This window comes from Intestinimonas sp., from assembly GCF_026169115.1.
Taxonomy (GTDB): Bacteria; Bacillota; Clostridia; order Oscillospirales; family Oscillospiraceae; genus Intestinimonas.
The window spans coordinates 1-17,972 of sequence record NZ_JAPFEA010000010.1 but is presented as its reverse complement, the minus strand read 5'-3'; the positions used below and the strand labels follow the sequence as shown (position 1 = coordinate 17,972).

Below are 17,972 nucleotides of genomic sequence, written 5' to 3'. Positions count from 1 at the left end.
TTGTGTGGCGGGTGCCAGGTGCATTCGTATGCGCCAGTTCATCCACCAAAATCAGTTGAGGCTTTCTTTGCAACGCCGTGTCCAAATCGAACTCCCGCAGTATGATCCCCCGATAGTCGGTCTCTGCTGTCTGGAGTGTCTCCAGTCCATCCAGCAGCGCAAGAGTATCCGGTCTGGCATGGGGCTCTACATATCCCACAACAACGTCGATCCCCTCTTTTTGCGCCTGATGGGCCGCTTCCAACATGGCGTATGTTTTGCCGACGCCCGCTGCGTATCCAAAAAATATTTTGAGTCTCCCGGGAGCGACGGTATGAGGAAGATGTTGCGTTTCTAAGAGTTCCATAAGCGATCTCTCCTAAATGATCTATCCCAACCATATAATTATTTGCTTTGATTTTATCATAAAAGATACTATGAACGTATAAGAAAGACGGCGGTTGTATTAAGAGTAAATAAGCATATGAATATCAGCGCAAAAACTCTGCTATCTTTTTTTGTTTCAGCGGCGCATTTCTTGGGTGGGGGCTGTTCCCTAAAAGATGACGGGAGCAGATAGGCGGGTTTGTTTTGGAAAGGCAGGAGGGCGCGGAGTTGCTGAACTTATTTGTTCTGGATACAGAAGGCGACAAGGCTGGCTGCTCTTCCTAACGCAAAACACCCCGATACTCAAGTGAGTATCGGGGTGTTTTTTGCCTATTAAGCGCTGAATTGGTGTAAATTTGGTGTAAATCAGCCACACCACTTACAGAAAATCCAGCAATTTCAGGGGTTATCGGCGATCTCTTAGTACATGCCGCCCATGTCAGGAGCGGCGGGGGCAACGGGAGCGGGGGGCTCGGGCTTGTCGGTGACCAGGCTCTCGGTGGTCAGCAGCACGCCGGCCACAGAGGCGGCGTTCTCCAGGGCGGAGCGGGTGACCTTGGTGGGGTCCACGATGCCGGAGGCGATCATGTCGCAGTAGGTCTCGTTGAGGGCGTTGAAGCCATAACCCACCTTGCGGGAGTTCTTGACCTTCTCCAGCACCACGGAACCGTCAATGCCGGCGTTGGCGGAGATCTGACGCATGGGCTCGGTCAGGGCGCGGGCCACGATCTGGACGCCGGTCTTCTCGTCGCCCTCGGTGGTCTTGAGCAGCTTCTCCACGGCGGGAACGGCATTCACATAGGCGGTGCCGCCGCCGGCCACGATGCCTTCCTCCACGGCGGCCCGGGTGGCGTTCAGAGCGTCCTCGATGCGGAGCTTCTTCTCCTTCATCTCAGACTCGGTGGCAGCGCCCACGCGGATGATGGCCACACCGCCGGCCAGCTTGGCCAGACGCTCCTGGAGCTTCTCACGGTCATAATCGGAGGTGGTGGCCTCGATCTGGCTGCGGATCTGGGCCACGCGATCCTTGATGGCCTGGGCCTCGCCGGAGCCGTCCACGATGATGGTGGTGTCCTTGTTGACCTTCACCTGGCGGGCATGGCCCAGCATGTCGGCGGTGGCCTCCTTGAGCTCATAGCCCAGATCGGAGGAGATCACGGTGCCGCCGGTCAGGACGGCCATATCCTGGAGCATCTCCTTGCGGCGGTCACCGAAGCCGGGGGCCTTCACGCAGCAGACGTTCAGGGTGCCGCGCAGCTTGTTGACGATGAGGGTGCTCAGGGCGTCGCCCTCCACGTCCTCAGCCACGATGAGCAGCTTCTTGCCGGACTGGACCACCTGCTCCAGGATGGGCAGCAGCTCCTGGATGCTGGAGATCTTCTTGTCGGTGATGAGGATGGCGGCGTCGTCCAGAACGGCTTCCATCTTCTCGGTGTCGGTGACCATGTAGGGCGCGATGTAGCCCCGATCAAACTGCATGCCCTCGACCACCTCGGAATAGGTCTCGGCGGTCTTGGACTCCTCAACGGTGATGACGCCGTCGTGGCTGACCTTCTCCATGGCCTCGGCGATCAGCTTGCCGATGGTCTCGTCGCCGGAGGAGACGGCGCCCACGCGGGCGATGTCCTCGGTGCCGTTGACGGGCTTGGAGTTCTCCTTGATGGCGTCAATGGCGGCGGCGGTGGCCTTGGCGATGCCCCGCTTCATAATCATGGGGTTGGCGCCGGCGGCCAGGTTCTTCAGGCCCTCGCGGATGATGGCCTGGGCCAGCAGGGTGGCGGTGGTGGTGCCGTCGCCGGCCACGTCGTTGGTCTTGGTGGAGACCTCCTTGACGATCTGGGCGCCCATGTTCTCAAAGGGATCGGGCAGCTCGATCTCCTTGGCGATGGTCACGCCGTCGTTGGTGATGAGGGGGGTGCCGAACTTCTTATCCAGCACCACGTTGCGGCCCTTGGGACCCAGGGTGATCTTGACGGTATCGGCGAGCTGGTTGACACCGCGCTCCAGGGCGCGGCGGGCGTCCTCGCCGTAAATGATCTGCTTGGACATGAAAATTACCTCCTATACGATGATGGGCCGGCCATCTCCGCCGGACCCGTGAAACGCAAAATGAAGCGGCGCTTACTCCACCACGGCCAGGATGTCGCCCTGACGGACGATGGTGTACTCCTCGCCGTCCAGCTTCACCTCAGTGCCGGCGTACTTGCTGGTGATGACCTTGTCGCCCACTTTCACGGTCATGACGACCTCCTTGCCGTCCACCATGCCGCCGGGACCCACCTCGATGACCTCGGCCATCTCGGGCTTCTCCTTGGCAGCGCCGGTGAGGATGATACCACTCTTGGTGGTCTCCTCGGCCTCCACCATCTTGATAATCACTCTGTCTGCAAGGGGCTTGAGCTTCATTTGAGGTTCCTCCTTATATGGTTATGGTTTTGTCCATCTTGTCTCAGGCGTTAGCACTCGAAAAACCTGAGTGCTAACTTCGAGTATGATAATACCCCTCCTTGCCAAAAAAATCAACCCCCAATTTTGAGAATTGGGGGTCTGTTTTTGGAAAATTCACTTTTTGTTCACAAAGGGACAGGCAGAGTGCCAGCGTCAGCCGCCGGGGGTGCGGTAGTCCAGGCCGGCGGGGTAGAAAAACCACACCTTTTTGGGGGAGAGGGAGACGGTAAAGTCCCTGGCGCGCAGGATCTCCCCGTCCACCACTGCGGTGAGCGCCTCCGGGGAGGAAAAGGAGAACGACGTGCCGTGAAAGTGGGAGAGGACCTCCGGGTGTTCCCGGTAGCGGCCCCTGGCGTAGGCCCCCACCAGCCGGAAGAAGGTGAAGCGGCTCACCTTGGGCACCACCACCATGTCCAGCACGCCGTCGTCCGGCTGGGCGTCCCCCACGGGCATGAAGCCGCCGCCGTAGTGGCGGCCGTTGCAGATGCAGATGATGGTGCTCTCGCCCTCCAGCACGGTGTCCCCGGCCCGGACGACGGTGGGCCGGGAGAGTTCCTTGAAGAGGACGTTGACCACCAGGGAGGCGCTGTATGCCGCCATGCCGCCGAGAAAGGGGATGGCCTTGTATTTATGTACGTCGGCGGCGATGCGGGCGTCCACCCCGGCGCAGCACACGTCGATGCCCAGCCGCCCGTTGCAGTCCATCAGGTCGAAGGCGGCCTGGGGGCCGGCGGCCAGGGCGGCCAGGTCGGAAAAGGCCGAGCGGTAGGTGGGGCCAAAGAGCTTGAGAAAGTCGTTGCCGGTGCCCTTGGGCACATTGGTGACGGCGGCGTTGTCGAAGCCTGCCGCGGCGTTCACCACCTCGTTGAGGGTGCCGTCCCCGCCGCAGGCGTAGAGCCGGACCGGCTCGCCGGACGCCGCCGCCGCACGGGCGCGGACCTCGCAGTCCCCGGGGGCGGTGGCCAGAAAGAGCTCGTGCTCCAGCCCCAGGCCGGTGAAGGTCTCCGTGATCTGCCGGCACAGGGCGTCGGTGCTGCCCCGCTTGCCCGCCGCCGGATTGATGAGAAAGAGGTGCTTCACGGGAAGGGCCTCCTTTTTGGGATGGGATGGGTCACTGGCACGGCGGCGTTCGGCCCACAAGGTCATCCAAAGCAATGCCATAAAGATCTGCCAGCTTTACCGCAATGGAGAGAGGCATGTCCCGCTCCCCGGACTCATACCGCCGATAGCCGCTATATGAGATGCCCAGATGCGCAGCCATCTGCTCCTGGGTTACCCGATGAGACTTGCGGAGCTGTTTCAGCCGTTGAAAAAATTCGTCTGTCAATTCCGACACTTCCTATTGACGTTCCATATGGAACGATTTATAATAAAAATGCTCCATATGGAATGAAAAGTGGAGGGGTATTTATGGAGGGAGCAGTTCAGACTTTATATGTATGTGCCTTGGAAAAGATTTTGGAACATTGGTCACCAGATCAACGATTATGCTACTGGGAAATTGTGGAACAGTTCGAGAGAGACAAAAGTCATCTGATGCATCGGTTAAAGAGAGAAGATCAGGCACGCCTGGAACGATTGACGGAAAATATGGAAAAATACATGCAAAAAGAAGGAGAGGCCCTTTTCAAGGAAGGGCTCTCCATGGGGCTTTCCTTAGGACGTCTGCCGCAATAGGTCACCATAGGGAAATGCGCTGCTCTGCCCGGGCCATGCGGGTGACGATGGCGGCGGCCTCAGCGCGGGTCAGGCTGTCCTTGGGACGGAAGGTGAGGTCGCCGTCGCTGCCGGTGAGGATGCCCTTGGCGTAGAGGCCAAAGATGGCCTCGGCGGCGTAGTCACCGGTCTTGACATCGGGGACGGCGGTCTTTACCCGGGACAGGCTGTTGATCTCGGGCAGGCTCCGGCCCAGGCTGGTGCGGGAGAAGATGTAGGCCATCTCCGCCCGGGTCACGGGCCGCTCAAAGTCGGTAAACTCGCCGGAGGAGATGATGCCGCTGGCCTCACAATAGGTCACCGAGGACTTGTACCAGGGGGTGCCCGTCACCGGCTGGAGGTGGAAGGTGTCCCCCGTGGCCTGGCTCTCCATAAAGGCGGCCAGCTTCAGGGCCTCAGCCACCGTCAGGGTCTGGTAGGGGGCAAAATGGTCATTGCCCACACCCTGCATCAGGTTCAGGTTGTAGGCCAGATCGGCCCACACCGAGAACCAGTCCCGGGGAGAGACATCGGTGTAGGAGGGGAGTCGTCCCTTGATGAGGGGGAACTGGGCAGAGGGGACCTGCCGCTGGACCATCTGATCCTTCAGGGTGGAGAGGGGGACCACCGTGTCGGCGCCCCCGGCTGTGAGCACCAGGGCGTCCAGGCCGTCCACCTTGTCGGTGCGAACGGCGTCATAGACAAAGGGGAAAAACTCCTGGGTGGCGTCGCCCTGGTCGTCGGGGAAGGCGAGCATGCTCACCACGCCCCAGCAGTTGCCCTGCTGGGCCAGGTAGAGCCCGTACCCCAGATTTTCCAGGGTGTCGTACTCCGGGCGGAGCAGCTGAACGCCGTCCTGACGGATGAGACCCATCTTGTTGTTGGAACGGACCAGAGCGGTGCCCAGGGTGAAGTCCAGCACCGACTGATACTGGATGGGGACGACCACCTTGCCGGTGGCGTCGGCAAAGCCCCACAGCCCGTTCTCGCTGGCCTTGGCCAGTCCCTCCTGGTAGCCGTGGATGACGGGGGCAGCCAGGGCGGAGGACAGGGTCAGGGAGAGGGAGAGGGCCAGGGCGGCCAGCCGGCGGAGCCTACCGCTTTGTCTCATGGTGAGCACCTCGCTTTCCGTAGAGGAAGAGATCGCATTTGAGCATGCCGTTGTAGAGCTTGCGCTTCCGGTCGGCGTTCCGTCCGAAGGTGCGCTCGAACTCGGTGTGGGAGGAGAGAAGGGAGAGGGTCCAGCCCTCCGGCATGGCCCGGAAGGCCCTGCCGAAGCCCCGGTAGAGCTCCTCGGCCTCCCGCTTTTCCATGATCCGCTCCCCGTAGGGGGGATTGGTGACCAGCTTTCCGTAGGGCTCCTCCCGGTGGAAGGTCAGGGCGTCGGCCACCTCGAAGCGGACCAGGTCCTCCACCCCCGCCTTTTCGGCGTTGGAGCGGGCGATGGCCACCGCCTTGGGGTCGATGTCGCCTCCCCAGATGTCGTAATCCCCGTCAAATTCCTTGTCCATGGCCTCGTCGGCGGCCTCCATCCAGGCGCTGGCGGGGACGAAGCCCCACTTCTGGGCGGAAAAGCTCCGGTCCAGGCCGGGGGCCCGGTTCTTGGCGATGAGGGCGGCCTCGATGGCGATGGTGCCCGAGCCGCAGAAGGGGTCGCAGAAGGGGTCCCGGCCCCGGTATCTGGAGAGCATCACCATGGCGGCGGCCAGGGTCTCCCGCAGGGGGGCCACTACGCCCACCGCCCGGTAGCCCCGCTTGTGGAGACCGGCGCCGGTGGTGTCCAGGTAGAGGGAGGCGGTGTCCTTCATGATGGCGAACTGGATCTGGTAGAGGGGGCCGGTCTCGGGGAGCTGCTCCAGGCCGTATCTGGCCCCCAGCCGGGCAGCCACCGCCTTCTTCACGATGGACTGGCAGGCGGGGACGGCGTGGAGGGCGGAATTGAGACAGTGGCCCTTCACCGGGAAGGCGGCGTCCCGGGGAAGAAAGTCCTCCCAGGGGAGGGCGCGGACCCCCTCGAACAGGGCGTCGAAGTCCCCGGCGGGAAAGCTGCCCAACAGGATGAGGGCCCGCTCCCCGGTGCGCAGGTTCAGATTGACCCGGGGGATGTCGGCGGGCGCGGCGGCGCACAGCACTCTGCCGTTTTCGGCCCGGACGTTGGGAAGGCCCAGCCGCCGCAGCTCGTCGGCGCACAGTCCCTCCAGACCGAAAAGGGTGGGGACGGCCAGCTCCAGATGTTCCATAATCGCTCTCCTGTTCTCCCGGCGCAAAGGCGGCGGATGACGTGTTTTTTCTCATTATACCGGAGTCTGACAGAATTGGCAAACCCTTTTCCGCAGCGCAGAGAATTTACTAGCCATCCGGTGGGAAATGTGGTATGATGATGCCAGAAAGCCGCTCCTCCACGGGAACGGCCATTGGTAAAGGAGGGATCTTTGGATGAGTATGAGTCTCTTTTGGCTGGTCGTGATGCTGCTTTTCGGCGTGCTGGAGGCGGTGACCGTGGGGCTCACCTCCATCTGGTTCGCCCTGGGCGCCCTGGGCGCTCTGGCCGCCTCTGCGGCGTCGGCGCCGGTCCTGGTGCAGATCGTGGTTTTCCTGGGGGTCTCCTTTCTGACCCTCCTGCTGGTGCGCCCCCTGGCCCAGCGATTCATCAATGACCGCAAGGTGGCCACCAACGCCGACCGGGTCATCGGACGGGAAGCCGTGGTCACCGAGGACATCGACAACATCCAGGGGAGGGGGCGGGTCTCCGTCTCCGGCGCCGACTGGACCGCCCGGACGGAGGACGACCATCCCATCTCTGCGGGCAGCACGGTCCGGGTGCTCCGCATCGAAGGCGTCAAGCTCATCGTCGCCCACGCCGGCGAGGCCGGCGAGCCCCCGCAGGACCGGCCCTGAGTCCGGGTCTGCGGTATCTGAAAAGGAGGAAGTATTATGGAGCTATTGGCCGCAGTGGGGGGCTTCATCGTCCCCATCATCCTCATCGTCCTCATCATTCTGATCCTGGCGTCCAACATCAAGGTGGTCCAGCAGTCCAAAGCCTATGTGGTGGAGCGGCTGGGCGCCTTCCACGCCGTGTGGGGCGTGGGCATCCACTTCAAGGTCCCCTTCCTGGAGAAGGTGGCCAAGGTGGTCTCCCTCAAGGAGCAGGTGGTGGACTTCGCCCCCCAGCCCGTCATCACCAAGGATAACGTCACCATGCAGATCGACACGGTGATCTACTTCCAGATCACCGACCCCAAGCTCTACACCTACGGCGTGGAGCACCCCATGAGCGCCATTGAGAACCTGACCGCCACCACCCTCCGAAACATCATCGGCGAGCTGGAGCTGGATCAGACCCTCACCAGCCGGGACATCATCAACACCAAGATGCGCATGCTCCTGGACGAGGCCACCGACCCCTGGGGCATCAAGGTGGGCCGCGTGGAGCTCAAGAACATCATCCCGCCCAGAGAGATCCAGGACGCCATGGAGAAGCAGATGAAGGCCGAGCGGGAGCGGCGTGAGTCCATCCTCCAGGCCGAGGGTCAGAAGCAGTCCCAGATCCTGGTGGCCGAGGGCGAGAAGCAGTCCCTCATCCTCAGGGCCGAGGCCGCCAAGGAGGCCGCCATCAAGAAGGCCGAGGGCGAGGCCGAGGCCATTTTGAAGGTCCAGCAGGCCACCGCCGAGGCGCTGAAGCTCCTCAACGAGGCCGCCCCCAACGATCAGGTGGTCAAGATCAAGGCCCTGGAGGCATTCCAGGCCGCCGCCGACGGCAAGGCCACCAAGATCATCATCCCCTCCGAGATCCAGGGTCTGGCCGGACTGTGCGCCTCCGCCAAGGCCCTCCTGGAGAGCGACGTCAAGCCCCCGGAGACCAAGAAATAAAGAGAGAAACGCGAGAGCGCCGGACCAGTTGCTGGTCCGGCGCTCTTTTGTTCGATGAAGGGGTGCTCACCGCACCTGGCCGGTGCCGTAGATGATGTACTTGGAGCTGGTGAGCTCGGCAAGGCCCATGGGGCCGCGGGCGTGCATCTTCTGGGTGGAGATGCCGATCTCGGCCCCCAGGCCGAACTCAAATCCGTCGGTGAAGCGGGTGGAGGCGTTGACATAGACCGCCGCCGCGTCCACCCGGTCCAGGAAAGTCTGGGCGGCGGAGTAATTTTCGGTGACGATGGCCTCGGAGTGGCCGGTGCCGTGGGCGTTGATGAAGTCCACTGCCTCGTCGAAGCTGTCCACCACCTTCACCGCCAGGATGTAGTCGCCGTATTCGGTGTCCCAGTCGCTCTCCTGGGCGGGAACGACACAATCCCCCAGAATGGTCGCCGTCCTGGGGCAGCCCCGGAGCTCCACCTGCTTTTCATCCAGCAGCTTTTTGGCCCTGGGCAGGAAGTCAGAGGCCACGTCGGCGTGGACCAGCAGGCACTCCGCGGCGTTGCACACCGAGGGGCGGGAGGTCTTGGCGTTATCAATGATCCGGGCCGCCATATCCAGGTCGGCGGCGGCGTCCACATAGACATGGCACACTCCCACCCCCGTCTCAATGACGGGGACCTTGGCGTTTTCCACCACCGCCCGGATGAGCCCTGCGCCCCCACGGGGAATGAGCACGTCCAGATAGCCGGTGAGCCCCATGAGCTCGTTGGCGCTCTCCCGGCTGGTGTCCTCCACCAGGGCCACGCAGTCCCGGGGCAGCCCCGCCGACTCCAGCGCGCCCCGCATGACGGCCACAAAGGCCCGGTTGGACCGGAATGCCTCCTTGCCGCCCCGGAGGATGACGGCGTTGCCCGACTTCAGGCACAGGGCGGCGGCGTCCACCGTCACGTTGGGCCGGGCCTCGTAGATGATGCCGATGACCCCCAGGGGCACCCGCCGTTTGCCGATGATGAGTCCGTTGGGCCGGGTGGACATCTCGGTCACCTGGCCGATGGGGTCGGGCAGAGCGGCCACCTGCCGGACCCCCTCCACGATGTCCTCCATCCGGGCGGCGGTCAGGGCCAGCCGGTCCAGAAGCGACTGCTTCATCCCCGACGCCCTGGCGGCGGCCAGGTCCTTTTCGTTCTCCGCCAGAATGTGGCCCTGGTTCCGGCAGAGCGCCTGGGCGATGGCCTCCAGTGCCGCGTTCTTTTTGGCGGCGCCGGCCACGGCCAGGACCCGCTCGGCATGCTTGGCCGCAAGGCCCTGAGTCTCCAGAATGGTCATGACGATCCCCCCTGATTTGAAGTAAGAAGTAAGAGTGAAATGTGAAGAGGTAACGAAGGGAAAGGAGATAAGTATATTTAAGGTAGATGGTCAGGAGCGGGGGGCCAGGAAGCGGGTGCCGATGTCCTGCCCCTCCAGGATGGCGTACAGGTCCTCCGGCCGGGCGCCGTTGGTGATGACCATGTCCACCCCTGCCGCCATGGCCAGCTCGGCGGCGTTCAGCTTGGTGGCCATGCCGCCGGTGCCCCGCCAGGAGCCGGCGCCCCCCGCCATGGCCCGGAGCTCCGGGGTCACCTCCGTGACATGATGGATGAGTTTTGCATCGGGATTCTGCCGGGGATCGCTGTCATAGAGACCGTCAATGTCGCTCAGCAGCACCAGCAGGTCGGCCCCGCACAGGCGGGCCACCATGGCCGACAGGGTGTCGTTGTCGCCCAGCACCTTGCATTGGCCCGTCTCGATCTCGGCGGAGGAGACCGAGTCGTTTTCGTTCACCACCGGGATGATCCCCAGCTCCAGCAGGGACTCAAAGGTGTTGTGCAGGTGCTCCGCCCGCACCGGGGCGTCCACGTCCTCGCCGGTGAGGAGGATCTGGGCCACCACCCGGTTGTACTCCCCGAACATCTTGTCGTAGAGGTGCATCATCATACACTGGCCCACCGCCGCAGCCGCCTGCTTCATCCGCAGCTGGGTGGGCCGCTCCTTGAGCCCCATCTTGGCCGTGCCGATGCCGATGGCCCCCGAGGAGACCAGGACGATCTCATGTCCCATCCCCTTCAGGTCGGAGAGAGTGCGGGAGAGCCGCTCCATACTATATAAATTCAGCCGCCCGGTGTCGTGGGTGAGGGTGGAGGTTCCCACCTTCACCACCACCCGGAGACGGCCTTCTTTTCTCGCCATGACTGTCACACTCCTGTTCAAAATCCTGCCCCAGTTTACCATATCATAGCACAACTGTGGAAAGAGGGAAAGCATTCTTTTCTTTTTCGGCATGATTATGAACATCGCCCGGAAAAAGAATGAAAATTTTGCGTTATTTCGCGTTTTTTGTGTTGTAATTCCGTCGGTGTTGCGTTACAATGTAATGCGCTGGCTGACTGTCGATTGAAAGGGGATTGGCTTGTGTATGATAAATATTGTACTGGTAGAGCCTGAGATCCCCATGAACACCGGGAACATCGCCCGGACCTGCGCCGCCACCGGGAGCAGCCTCCATCTGGTGCGCCCCCTGGGCTTTGACATCTCTGACAAGGCGGTGAAGCGGGCCGGCCTGGACTACTGGTCCCTGGTGGACCTCCACGTCTATGACGGCCTGGACGACTTCTTCCGTCAGCACCCGGACCCCGACCTGTGGCTTGCCACCACAAAGGCGGAGCGGTGCTATGCCGACGCAGCTTACGCGGACGGCTGCTGGCTGTTCTTCGGCAAGGAGACCGCCGGGCTCCCCATGGAGCTGCTGGAGCGGTATCCCCAACGCTGCGTCCGGCTCCCCATGCGGGAGGATGCCCGCAGCCTCAATCTGGCCAACACGGTGGCGGCGGTGACCTACGAGGCCCTCCGCCAGCTGGACTTCCCCGGTCTCGCCAGGGACGGCGGCAGCGCCTGGCAAAGCCAGAAGGCGGCCCACATCCGTCGTTGAATATCTCCGGCGGAATGCCGGGCAGCACCTTCCCCACCCCATTACGTATCCCGCCCCCTACGCGTTTGTTTTTGTATCTTCCGCCGCGAAATGATGAAAGGAGCACAGCAGATGAACTACAACAAAAAGACCGTCAAGGACATCGACGTGGCAGGCAAAAAGGTCCTGCTCCGCTGCGATTTCAACGTGCCCCAGGACAAGACCACCGGCGCCATCACCGATGATAAGCGCATCCGGGCCGCGCTGCCCACCATCCAGTACCTGCTGGACCAGAACGCCGCCGTGATCGCCTGCTCCCACCTGGGCAAGCCCGTGGCGACCTTCGATTCCTATGTGAAGAAGCAGGCCGAAAAGGGCAAGGACCCCGCCTCCATCACCGAGGAGGAGTGGAAGAAGTCCCTGGCCAAGCTGTCCCTGGCCCCCGTGGCCAAGCGCCTGGCCGAGCTGCTGGGCCGCGAGGTCATCATGGCCGCCGACGTAGTGGGCTCCGACGCCCAGGCCAAGGCCGCCGCTCTGAAGCCCGGCCAGATCCTGCTGCTGGAGAACACCCGCTTTGAAAAGGGCGAGACCAAGAACGACCCCGCTCTGGCCAAGGCCATGGCCGCCATGGCTGAGGTCTATGTGTCCGACGCCTTCGGCGCCGTCCACCGCGCCCACGCCTCCACCGCCGGCGTGGCCGACTACCTGCCCGCCGTCAGCGGCTTCCTCATCCAGAAGGAGCTGGAGATCATCGGCGGCGCCCTGGCCGACCCCAAGCGGCCCCTGGTGGCCATCCTGGGCGGCTCCAAGGTGTCCTCCAAGATCGGCGTCATCAACAACCTGCTGGAGATTGCCGACACCATCATCATTGGCGGCGGCATGTGCTACACCTTCGCCAAGGCCCAGGGCGCCAGCGTGGGCAACAGCCTGCTGGAGGCCGACTGGCTGGACTACTGCAAAGAGATGATGACCAAGGCCCAGGCCAAGGGCGTCAAGCTGCTCCTGCCCGTGGACGGCGTGGCCGCCAAGGAGTTCTCTGCCGACGCCGCCCCCGTGGCCGTGGAGGGCAACGGCATCCCCGACGGCATGATGGGCATGGACATCGGCCCCAAGACCATCGCCCTCTATGCCGAGGCCGTGAAGGACGCCGGTACCGTCATCTGGAACGGCCCCATGGGCGTCTTTGAGTTCCCCGCTTTCGCTGAGGGCACCCGGGCCATCGCCAAGGCCCTGGCCGAGAGCGGCGCCATCACCATCATCGGCGGCGGCGACTCCGCAGCCGCTGTGCAGCAGCTGGGCTATGCCGACAAGATGACCCACATCTCCACCGGCGGCGGCGCTTCCCTCGAGTTCATGGAGGGCAAAGAGCTGCCCGGCGTGGCCTGCCTGCTGGACGCTTGATTTTGTTCCGGGCAGCTCCCGGGGTCCCCGCCGGAGCCCAGCGCAAGCGGGTCCGGCGGGGAAAAGGAGCCGCAGCGGAATGAGTGCGCTTTCCCGCTTTGCGGGGAAGCAAACGATATGGAGCTTGCGGCGACGCCGCCCGGCGTGGCCTGCCTCCTCGATGCCTGATCGAGCAGATTACGCGAGGAATTTTCCATTCACCGCATTTTCACACGCACATATACTGATGAGGAAAGAAAGGGGTCCAAGCTACCCATGAACAGAAGATACCGAAAGACCATCATCGCCGGAAACTGGAAGATGAACAAGACCCTCTCCGAGACCCGCGCCTTTGCCGAGGAGATCAAGCCCATTCTGCCCAAGGGCAAGTGGTGCGACGTGGTGCTCTGCGTTCCCTATGTGAACATTCCCAACGCCGTGCGGCTCTTCAAGGACTGCCGGGTGTCCATCGGCGCGGAGAACTGCCACTATGAGGCCACCGGCGCCTACACCGGCGAGGTGTCCGCCGAGATGCTCAAGGAGCTGGGCGTGAAGTACGTCATCATCGGCCACTCCGAGCGCCGGCAGTACTATAATGAGACCGACATGACCGTCAACAAGAAGGTCCATGCCGCCCTGGAGGCGGGCCTGCGGCCCATCGTCTGCGTGGGCGAGAGCCTGGAGCAGCGGGAGCTGGGCGTCACCATGGAGCTCATTGCCTATCAGGTGAAGTGCGCCCTCTCCGGCGTCAGCGCCGACAAGCTCCGCCATGTGGTCATCGCCTATGAGCCCCTGTGGGCCATCGGCACCGGCAAGACCGCCACTGCCGAGCAGGCCGGCGAGGTCTGCCAGGCCATCCGCGCCGTCATCCGCAAGCTCTACGGCGCCCGGGTGGCCCGCTCTGTCACCATCCAGTACGGCGGCTCCATGAATCCCAAGAACGCCGCCGAGCTGCTGGCCCAGCCCGACGTGGACGGCGGCCTGATCGGCGGCGCGTCCCTGAAGCCGGAGCAGTTTGTGGAGATCATCAACGCGGCCAACCAGGAAGACTAGGCCACCCACGAGCGCATCGGGCATTTTGTGACTTGAGTTAGAATATGAGGTTCAAACATGAATAAAACACCTACCACGCTGATTATTATGGACGGGTTCGGCCTTCGGAACGAGACTGCGGGCAACGCCATCGCCAACGCCCGAAAGCCTCACCTGGACCGCATCTTTGCCGAGAATCCCGGCTGTAAGCTGTCGGCCTCCGGTCTGGACGTGGGTCTGCCCGAGGGCCAGATGGGCAACTCCGAGGTGGGCCACACCAACATCGGCGCCGGCCGGGTGGTCTTCCAGGACCTGCCCAGGATCACCAAGGCCATCGCCGACGGCGACTTCTTCGCCAATGAGGCATATGTGGCGGCCATGGACGACTGCAAGGCCCGGGGGACCGCCCTCCATGTCATGGGTCTGCTCTCCGACGGCGGCGTCCACAGCCACATCGACCATATCTTTGCCATCCTGGATATGGCCAAGCAGCGGGGCCTCGACAAGGTCTATGTCCACGCCTTCCTGGACGGTCGGGACGTGCCCCCCTCCTCCGGCAGGGACTTTGTGGCCCGGCTCCAGGACAAGTGCCAGGCCCTGGGCAACACCCGCATCGGCGTCATCTCCGGCCGGTACTACGCCATGGACCGGGACAAGCGCTGGGAGCGGCTCCAGAAAGCCTATGACGCCCTGGTGATGGGGGAGGCCCCCCTGGAGACCGACCCCGTGGCCGCCGTCCAGAAGTCCTACGACGCCGGCGTCACCGACGAGTTCGTGGTGCCCGTCCTGTGTTGTGAGGAGGCCGTTCTCTCCGAGAACGACTCCGTCATCTTCATGAACTTCCGGCCTGACCGGGCACGGGAGATCACCCGCGCCCTGGTGGACCCCGAGTTTACCGGCCTGGAGCGGAAGAAGGGCTGTTTCCCCCTCCACTTTGTGTGCACCACCGAGTACGATGCCACCATGCCCAATGTGGCGGTGGCCTTCCCCAAGCAGAAGCTCACCAACATCTTCGGCGAGTATATTTCCAACCTGGGCCTCACCCAGCTGCGCATCGCCGAGACCGAGAAGTACGCCCATGTGACCTTCTTCTTCAACGGCGGCGTGGAGCAGACCTTCCCCGGTGAGGACCGGGTCCTCATCCCCTCCCCCTCGGTGCCCACCTACGACCTCAAGCCCGACATGAGCGCCAAGGAGGTCACCGACGCCTGCGTGGAGCGGATCGAGAGCGGCAATTATGACGTTGTCATCCTCAACTTTGCCAACTGCGACATGGTGGGCCACACCGGCGTGTACGAGGCCGCCCGGCTGGCGGTGGAGACCGTGGACGAGTGCGTGGGCCGGGTGGTGGAGGCCACCTCCAAGATGGGGGGCATCTCCCTCATCACCGCCGACCACGGCAATGCCGACCGCATGCTGGAGGACGACGGGGCCACCCCCTATACCGCCCACACCACCAATCTGGTGCCCTTCTATATCGTGGGCGCCGACGTGAAGCTGCGGGACGGCAAGCTGGCCGACATCGCCCCCACCATGCTGGACCTGATGGGCCTGAAAAAGCCCGCTGAGATGGACGGGGAGACCCTGATCCTCAACTAAGGGATTTTCCAGGCCCATCTCCGCCGAAGGCGGGCGGCGCTTGCGCCGTCCAAGCGTTTTGGCCGAAGGGCAAAACCTTGATGCCGGGGCAATTCATTTGCCCCGAGCAGATAAAAAGAATGGGGTCCCCGCGCGGCCTGCCGCGTGGGGCGCCTGAAAAAGCCCACCGAGATGGACGGCGAAACCCTGATCCTCAACTAAGGGCTTTTTCAGGACCGGCGCGCATGCGCCGTACAAGCGTCTTGGCGGAAAGGCCAAGACCTTGGCGCAGGCGGGATTCATTCCCGTCGAGCATGTGTAGTCATTCCCGGGGGGACCCCGTGCGGCGGGAGCCGCATGGGGGAGAAAGCCCGCCGAGATGGACGGGGAGACCCTGATCCTGTAAGGGTATCCGGCGGGCGTGCTTCCCGCCTTACCATAAAACGAGACCCGGCGGGCCGGAGGCCCGCCCCCACAAAAAACATCCCTGTATGGCGGGCCTGTCCCGCCCCAATACGAAAGGAGTTTGTATCCATGAAGCAGATCATCGAGATCGTTGACGTCCTAGGCCGTGAGATCCTGGACTCCCGCGGCAATCCCACCGTTGAGGTGGAGGTCTATCTGGAAGACGGCACCGTGGGCCGCGCCAGCGTGCCCTCCGGCGCTTCCACCGGCGTCCATGAGGCCTGCGAGTTACGGGACGGCGACAAGGAGCGTTACCTGGGCAAGGGCGTCCTCAACGCCGTGGAGAACGTCAACAGCGAGATCGCCGAGTGCCTGGTGGGCATGAACGTGCTGGATCAGACCGCCATCGACAAGGCCATGATCGAGCTCGACGGCACCCCCAATAAGGGCCGCCTGGGCGCCAACGCCATCCTGGGCGCCTCCCTGGCCTGCGCCAAGGCCGCCGCTGAGAGCCTGGGCGTCAGCCTCTACAACTATATCGGCGGCGTCAACGCCAAGACCCTCCCCGTGCCCATGATGAACATCCTCAACGGCGGCGCTCATGCCACCAACAACGTGGACATCCAGGAGTTCATGATTATGCCTGTGGGCGCCTGCTGCTGGAAGAAGGCCCTCCAGATGTGCGCCGAGGTCTTCCACACCCTGAAGACCGTCCTCAAGGAGAACGGCACCCCCGCCGCTGGCGTGGGCGACGAGGGCGGCTACGCCCCCAACCTCAAGAAGGACGAGGACGCCTTCAAGTGCATCGTGGCCGCCATCGAGAAGGCCGGCTACAAGCCCGGCGAGGACTTCATGATCGCCATCGACGCCGCCGTGTCCGACTGGTACAACGCCGAGACCGGCTGCTATGATCTGCCCAAGGCCAAGAAGTCCATGACCAAGCAGCAGATGGTCAACATGTGGAAGAAGTTCGCCGACAACTACCCCATCATCTCCATGGAGGACTGCATGGGCGAGGACGATATCGAGGGCTGGCAGATGCTGACCAAGGCCCTGGGCGACCGCGTCCAGCTGGTGGGCGACGACCTCTTCGTCACCAACACCGAGCGGCTGAAGATGGGCCTGGAGAACAAGATCGCCAATGCCATCCTCATCAAGGTCAACCAGATCGGCACCCTGACCGAGACCCTGGACGCCATCCAGATGGCCAACCGGGCCGGCTACACCGCCGTGGTCTCCCACCGTTCCGGCGAGACCGAGGACACCACCATCGCCGACATCGTGGTGGCCACTAACGCCGGCCAGATCAAGACCGGCGCGCCCAGCCGCACCGACCGCGTGGCCAAGTACAACCAGCTCCTGCGCATCGAGGAGGAGCTGGACGAGGTGGCGCAGTACCTGGGCAAGGACGCCTTCTTCAACCTCAAGAAGTAAGATCGCCACAAACAGAAAAGACCGGGACCCCTGTATGGGGCCCCGGTCTTTTTGCGTCCAGAGTAGGGATACGGATTCTTCGCCTGCGGCTCAGAATGACGGGGGTGGGGCGAACCTGTGTGTGCGCCCATGGGGTATGGCGGCTACTCTGCCGCCCCTACAAAACCGCCGCACCGTTGGGCGTAGGGGCCGATGTCCCCATCGGCCCGCGTGGTCCCGCGGACCTTCCCCCTTCCAGGGGGAAGGTGGCATTTGCGGAGCAAATGACGGATGAGGGTGGGTACTGGGCGTGGCTTTGTGCTCCGGCCACCCCCTCAGTCGCCTGCGGCGACAGCTCCCCCGTCAAGGGGGAGCTATATTTTGTGGGGCGCGGCCTCCCGGACGCGCCTCACAGCAAAAGAAATACCACGCCGAAACGCCGGGCCGGTGAGGACACCGGCCCCTACAACACCACTGTAACGTTGGCGTAGGGGCCGATGGGGACATCGGCCCCTACATTCGTCATTCTGAGCGGAGCGAAGAATCCGTCCCCTGTTCTTTTGTACCGGGGCAGGAAGACGGATTCTTCGCCTGCGGCTCAGAATGACGAGGGAAGGGCGGCTCAGAATGACAGGGGAAGGGTGGCTCAGAATGACGGGGGTGGGGCGCACCTGTGTGTGTGCGCCCACCCCCGCAGGCCTTCCCCCAGGGGAAGGCGTCGGGAATGGTCCCGATGTATGGACTTTTTATGACCCGCGGGCAGGGGCGGGCCGGGGGACGGAAGGGCCATGCAACTGGACGGGCCGGGGCGGGTATGGGTGAGGAGGGATGCTTTTATGGCGAGCAATTACAC

Annotated in this window: 16 protein-coding genes and 1 pseudogene; 8 read left to right on the top strand and 9 right to left on the bottom strand. The window is 63.2% G+C overall.

Annotated elements, in window-relative coordinates; genetic code table 11:
• From Q0Y09_RS00950 to Q0Y09_RS13230, 5 genes and pseudogenes are all read right to left on the bottom strand, one after another.
• Nucleotides 1–346: pseudogene (locus Q0Y09_RS00950) on the bottom strand (histidine kinase); the annotation flags it as partial.
• 440 nt (nucleotides 347–786) lie between these two features.
• On the bottom strand, nucleotides 787–2,415 hold the full coding sequence (groL, locus tag Q0Y09_RS00945) for a chaperonin GroEL (RefSeq protein WP_297716499.1): 1,629 nt from the start codon (nucleotides 2,413–2,415) through the stop codon (nucleotides 787–789).
• Nucleotides 2,416–2,487: 72 nt separating this feature from the next.
• Nucleotides 2,488–2,772, bottom strand: coding sequence for a co-chaperone GroES (gene groES / locus Q0Y09_RS00940; protein ID WP_297716498.1), 285 nt, complete (start codon nucleotides 2,770–2,772; stop codon nucleotides 2,488–2,490).
• Nucleotides 2,773–2,967: 195 nt separating this feature from the next.
• The gene (locus Q0Y09_RS00935; protein ID WP_297716497.1) at nucleotides 2,968–3,894 is read right to left on the bottom strand and encodes a diacylglycerol kinase family protein; all 927 of its coding nucleotides are present in this window, start codon (nucleotides 3,892–3,894) and stop codon (nucleotides 2,968–2,970) included.
• 31 nt (nucleotides 3,895–3,925) lie between these two features.
• Nucleotides 3,926–4,075 (bottom strand): helix-turn-helix domain-containing protein, encoded by a 150-nt coding sequence (locus tag Q0Y09_RS13230; protein ID WP_367184304.1) that lies wholly within the window; start codon nucleotides 4,073–4,075, stop codon nucleotides 3,926–3,928.
• 149 nt (nucleotides 4,076–4,224) lie between these two features.
• Between Q0Y09_RS13230 and Q0Y09_RS13225 the strand changes: the two genes are divergently transcribed.
• A complete protein-coding gene (locus tag Q0Y09_RS13225; RefSeq protein ID WP_367184301.1) occupies nucleotides 4,225–4,491 on the top strand; it encodes a hypothetical protein in 267 nt (88 codons plus the stop codon).
• A gap of 1 nt (nucleotide 4,492) precedes the next feature.
• Here Q0Y09_RS13225 and Q0Y09_RS00925 read toward each other — a convergent pair whose 3' ends face one another.
• Together Q0Y09_RS00925 and Q0Y09_RS00920 are read right to left on the bottom strand one after the other, a co-directional pair.
• Nucleotides 4,493–5,620: a WG repeat-containing protein gene (locus tag Q0Y09_RS00925; RefSeq protein WP_297716495.1), complete on the bottom strand. Its 1,128-nt coding sequence runs from the start codon at nucleotides 5,618–5,620 to the stop codon at nucleotides 4,493–4,495.
• A complete protein-coding gene (locus Q0Y09_RS00920; protein ID WP_297716494.1) occupies nucleotides 5,604–6,749 on the bottom strand; it encodes a class I SAM-dependent RNA methyltransferase in 1,146 nt (381 codons plus the stop codon). Before Q0Y09_RS00920 ends, Q0Y09_RS00925 begins: the two co-directional genes overlap by 17 nt.
• 196 nt (nucleotides 6,750–6,945) lie before the next feature.
• Between Q0Y09_RS00920 and Q0Y09_RS00915 the strand changes: the two genes are divergently transcribed.
• Nucleotides 6,946–7,407, top strand: coding sequence for an NfeD family protein (locus Q0Y09_RS00915; RefSeq protein WP_297716493.1), 462 nt, complete (start codon nucleotides 6,946–6,948; stop codon nucleotides 7,405–7,407).
• A 36-nt stretch (nucleotides 7,408–7,443) separates the two neighbouring features.
• Nucleotides 7,444–8,379, top strand: a complete 936-nt coding sequence (locus Q0Y09_RS00910) for an SPFH domain-containing protein (protein ID WP_297716492.1) — start codon at nucleotides 7,444–7,446, stop codon at nucleotides 8,377–8,379.
• 66 nt (nucleotides 8,380–8,445) lie between these two features.
• Here Q0Y09_RS00910 and Q0Y09_RS00905 read toward each other — a convergent pair whose 3' ends face one another.
• Together Q0Y09_RS00905 and proB are read right to left on the bottom strand one after the other, a co-directional pair.
• Entirely contained in the window at nucleotides 8,446–9,693 is a 1,248-nt protein-coding gene (locus Q0Y09_RS00905) for a glutamate-5-semialdehyde dehydrogenase (protein WP_297716491.1), read from the bottom strand.
• 90 nt (nucleotides 9,694–9,783) lie between these two features.
• Entirely contained in the window at nucleotides 9,784–10,593 is an 810-nt protein-coding gene (proB, locus tag Q0Y09_RS00900) for a glutamate 5-kinase (RefSeq protein WP_297716490.1), read from the bottom strand.
• A 226-nt stretch (nucleotides 10,594–10,819) separates the two neighbouring features.
• On the opposite strand from proB, the gene Q0Y09_RS00895 reads away from it, so the two are divergent.
• The 5 genes from Q0Y09_RS00895 (at nucleotide 10,820) to eno (ending at nucleotide 17,140) form a co-directional block, all read left to right on the top strand.
• Nucleotides 10,820–11,332, top strand: a complete 513-nt coding sequence (locus Q0Y09_RS00895) for a tRNA (cytidine(34)-2'-O)-methyltransferase (RefSeq protein ID WP_297716489.1) — start codon at nucleotides 10,820–10,822, stop codon at nucleotides 11,330–11,332.
• A gap of 111 nt (nucleotides 11,333–11,443) precedes the next feature.
• Nucleotides 11,444–12,712 (top strand): phosphoglycerate kinase, encoded by a 1,269-nt coding sequence (gene pgk / locus Q0Y09_RS00890; RefSeq protein WP_297716500.1) that lies wholly within the window; start codon nucleotides 11,444–11,446, stop codon nucleotides 12,710–12,712.
• 255 nt (nucleotides 12,713–12,967) lie between these two features.
• Nucleotides 12,968–13,744, top strand: coding sequence for a triose-phosphate isomerase (gene tpiA / locus Q0Y09_RS00885; RefSeq protein WP_297716488.1), 777 nt, complete (start codon nucleotides 12,968–12,970; stop codon nucleotides 13,742–13,744).
• Nucleotides 13,745–13,801: 57 nt separating this feature from the next.
• Nucleotides 13,802–15,322 carry a 2,3-bisphosphoglycerate-independent phosphoglycerate mutase gene (gene gpmI, locus Q0Y09_RS00880; protein WP_297716487.1) on the top strand — a complete coding sequence of 507 codons (1,521 nt, stop codon included), beginning with the start codon at nucleotides 13,802–13,804 and terminating at the stop codon, nucleotides 15,320–15,322.
• 513 nt (nucleotides 15,323–15,835) lie between these two features.
• Nucleotides 15,836–17,140: a phosphopyruvate hydratase gene (gene eno, locus Q0Y09_RS00875; protein WP_297716486.1), complete on the top strand. Its 1,305-nt coding sequence runs from the start codon at nucleotides 15,836–15,838 to the stop codon at nucleotides 17,138–17,140.
• Nucleotides 17,141–17,972: the final 832 nt, after the last annotated feature.

What these genes read in the sequence shown, in the direction of transcription:
- Q0Y09_RS00920 (WP_297716494.1), bottom strand. Translation starts at nt 6,749, where the DNA reads ATGGAACATCTGGAGCTGGCCGTCCCCACCCTTTTCGGTCTGGAGGGA.
- gpmI (WP_297716487.1), top strand. Translation starts at nt 13,802, where the DNA reads ATGAATAAAACACCTACCACGCTGATTATTATGGACGGGTTCGGCCTT.
- Q0Y09_RS00925 (WP_297716495.1), bottom strand. Translation starts at nt 5,620, where the DNA reads ATGAGACAAAGCGGTAGGCTCCGCCGGCTGGCCGCCCTGGCCCTCTCC.
- groL (WP_297716499.1), bottom strand. Translation starts at nt 2,415, where the DNA reads ATGTCCAAGCAGATCATTTACGGCGAGGACGCCCGCCGCGCCCTGGAG.
- Q0Y09_RS00905 (WP_297716491.1), bottom strand. Translation starts at nt 9,693, where the DNA reads ATGACCATTCTGGAGACTCAGGGCCTTGCGGCCAAGCATGCCGAGCGG.
- Q0Y09_RS00915 (WP_297716493.1), top strand. Translation starts at nt 6,946, where the DNA reads ATGAGTATGAGTCTCTTTTGGCTGGTCGTGATGCTGCTTTTCGGCGTG.
- Q0Y09_RS00895 (WP_297716489.1), top strand. Translation starts at nt 10,820, where the DNA reads ATGATAAATATTGTACTGGTAGAGCCTGAGATCCCCATGAACACCGGG.
- Q0Y09_RS13230 (WP_367184304.1), bottom strand. Translation starts at nt 4,075, where the DNA reads ATGGCTGCGCATCTGGGCATCTCATATAGCGGCTATCGGCGGTATGAG.
- pgk (WP_297716500.1), top strand. Translation starts at nt 11,444, where the DNA reads ATGAACTACAACAAAAAGACCGTCAAGGACATCGACGTGGCAGGCAAA.
- Q0Y09_RS00910 (WP_297716492.1), top strand. Translation starts at nt 7,444, where the DNA reads ATGGAGCTATTGGCCGCAGTGGGGGGCTTCATCGTCCCCATCATCCTC.
- proB (WP_297716490.1), bottom strand. Translation starts at nt 10,593, where the DNA reads ATGGCGAGAAAAGAAGGCCGTCTCCGGGTGGTGGTGAAGGTGGGAACC.
- tpiA (WP_297716488.1), top strand. Translation starts at nt 12,968, where the DNA reads ATGAACAGAAGATACCGAAAGACCATCATCGCCGGAAACTGGAAGATG.
- eno (WP_297716486.1), top strand. Translation starts at nt 15,836, where the DNA reads ATGAAGCAGATCATCGAGATCGTTGACGTCCTAGGCCGTGAGATCCTG.
- Q0Y09_RS13225 (WP_367184301.1), top strand. Translation starts at nt 4,225, where the DNA reads ATGGAGGGAGCAGTTCAGACTTTATATGTATGTGCCTTGGAAAAGATT.
- groES (WP_297716498.1), bottom strand. Translation starts at nt 2,772, where the DNA reads ATGAAGCTCAAGCCCCTTGCAGACAGAGTGATTATCAAGATGGTGGAG.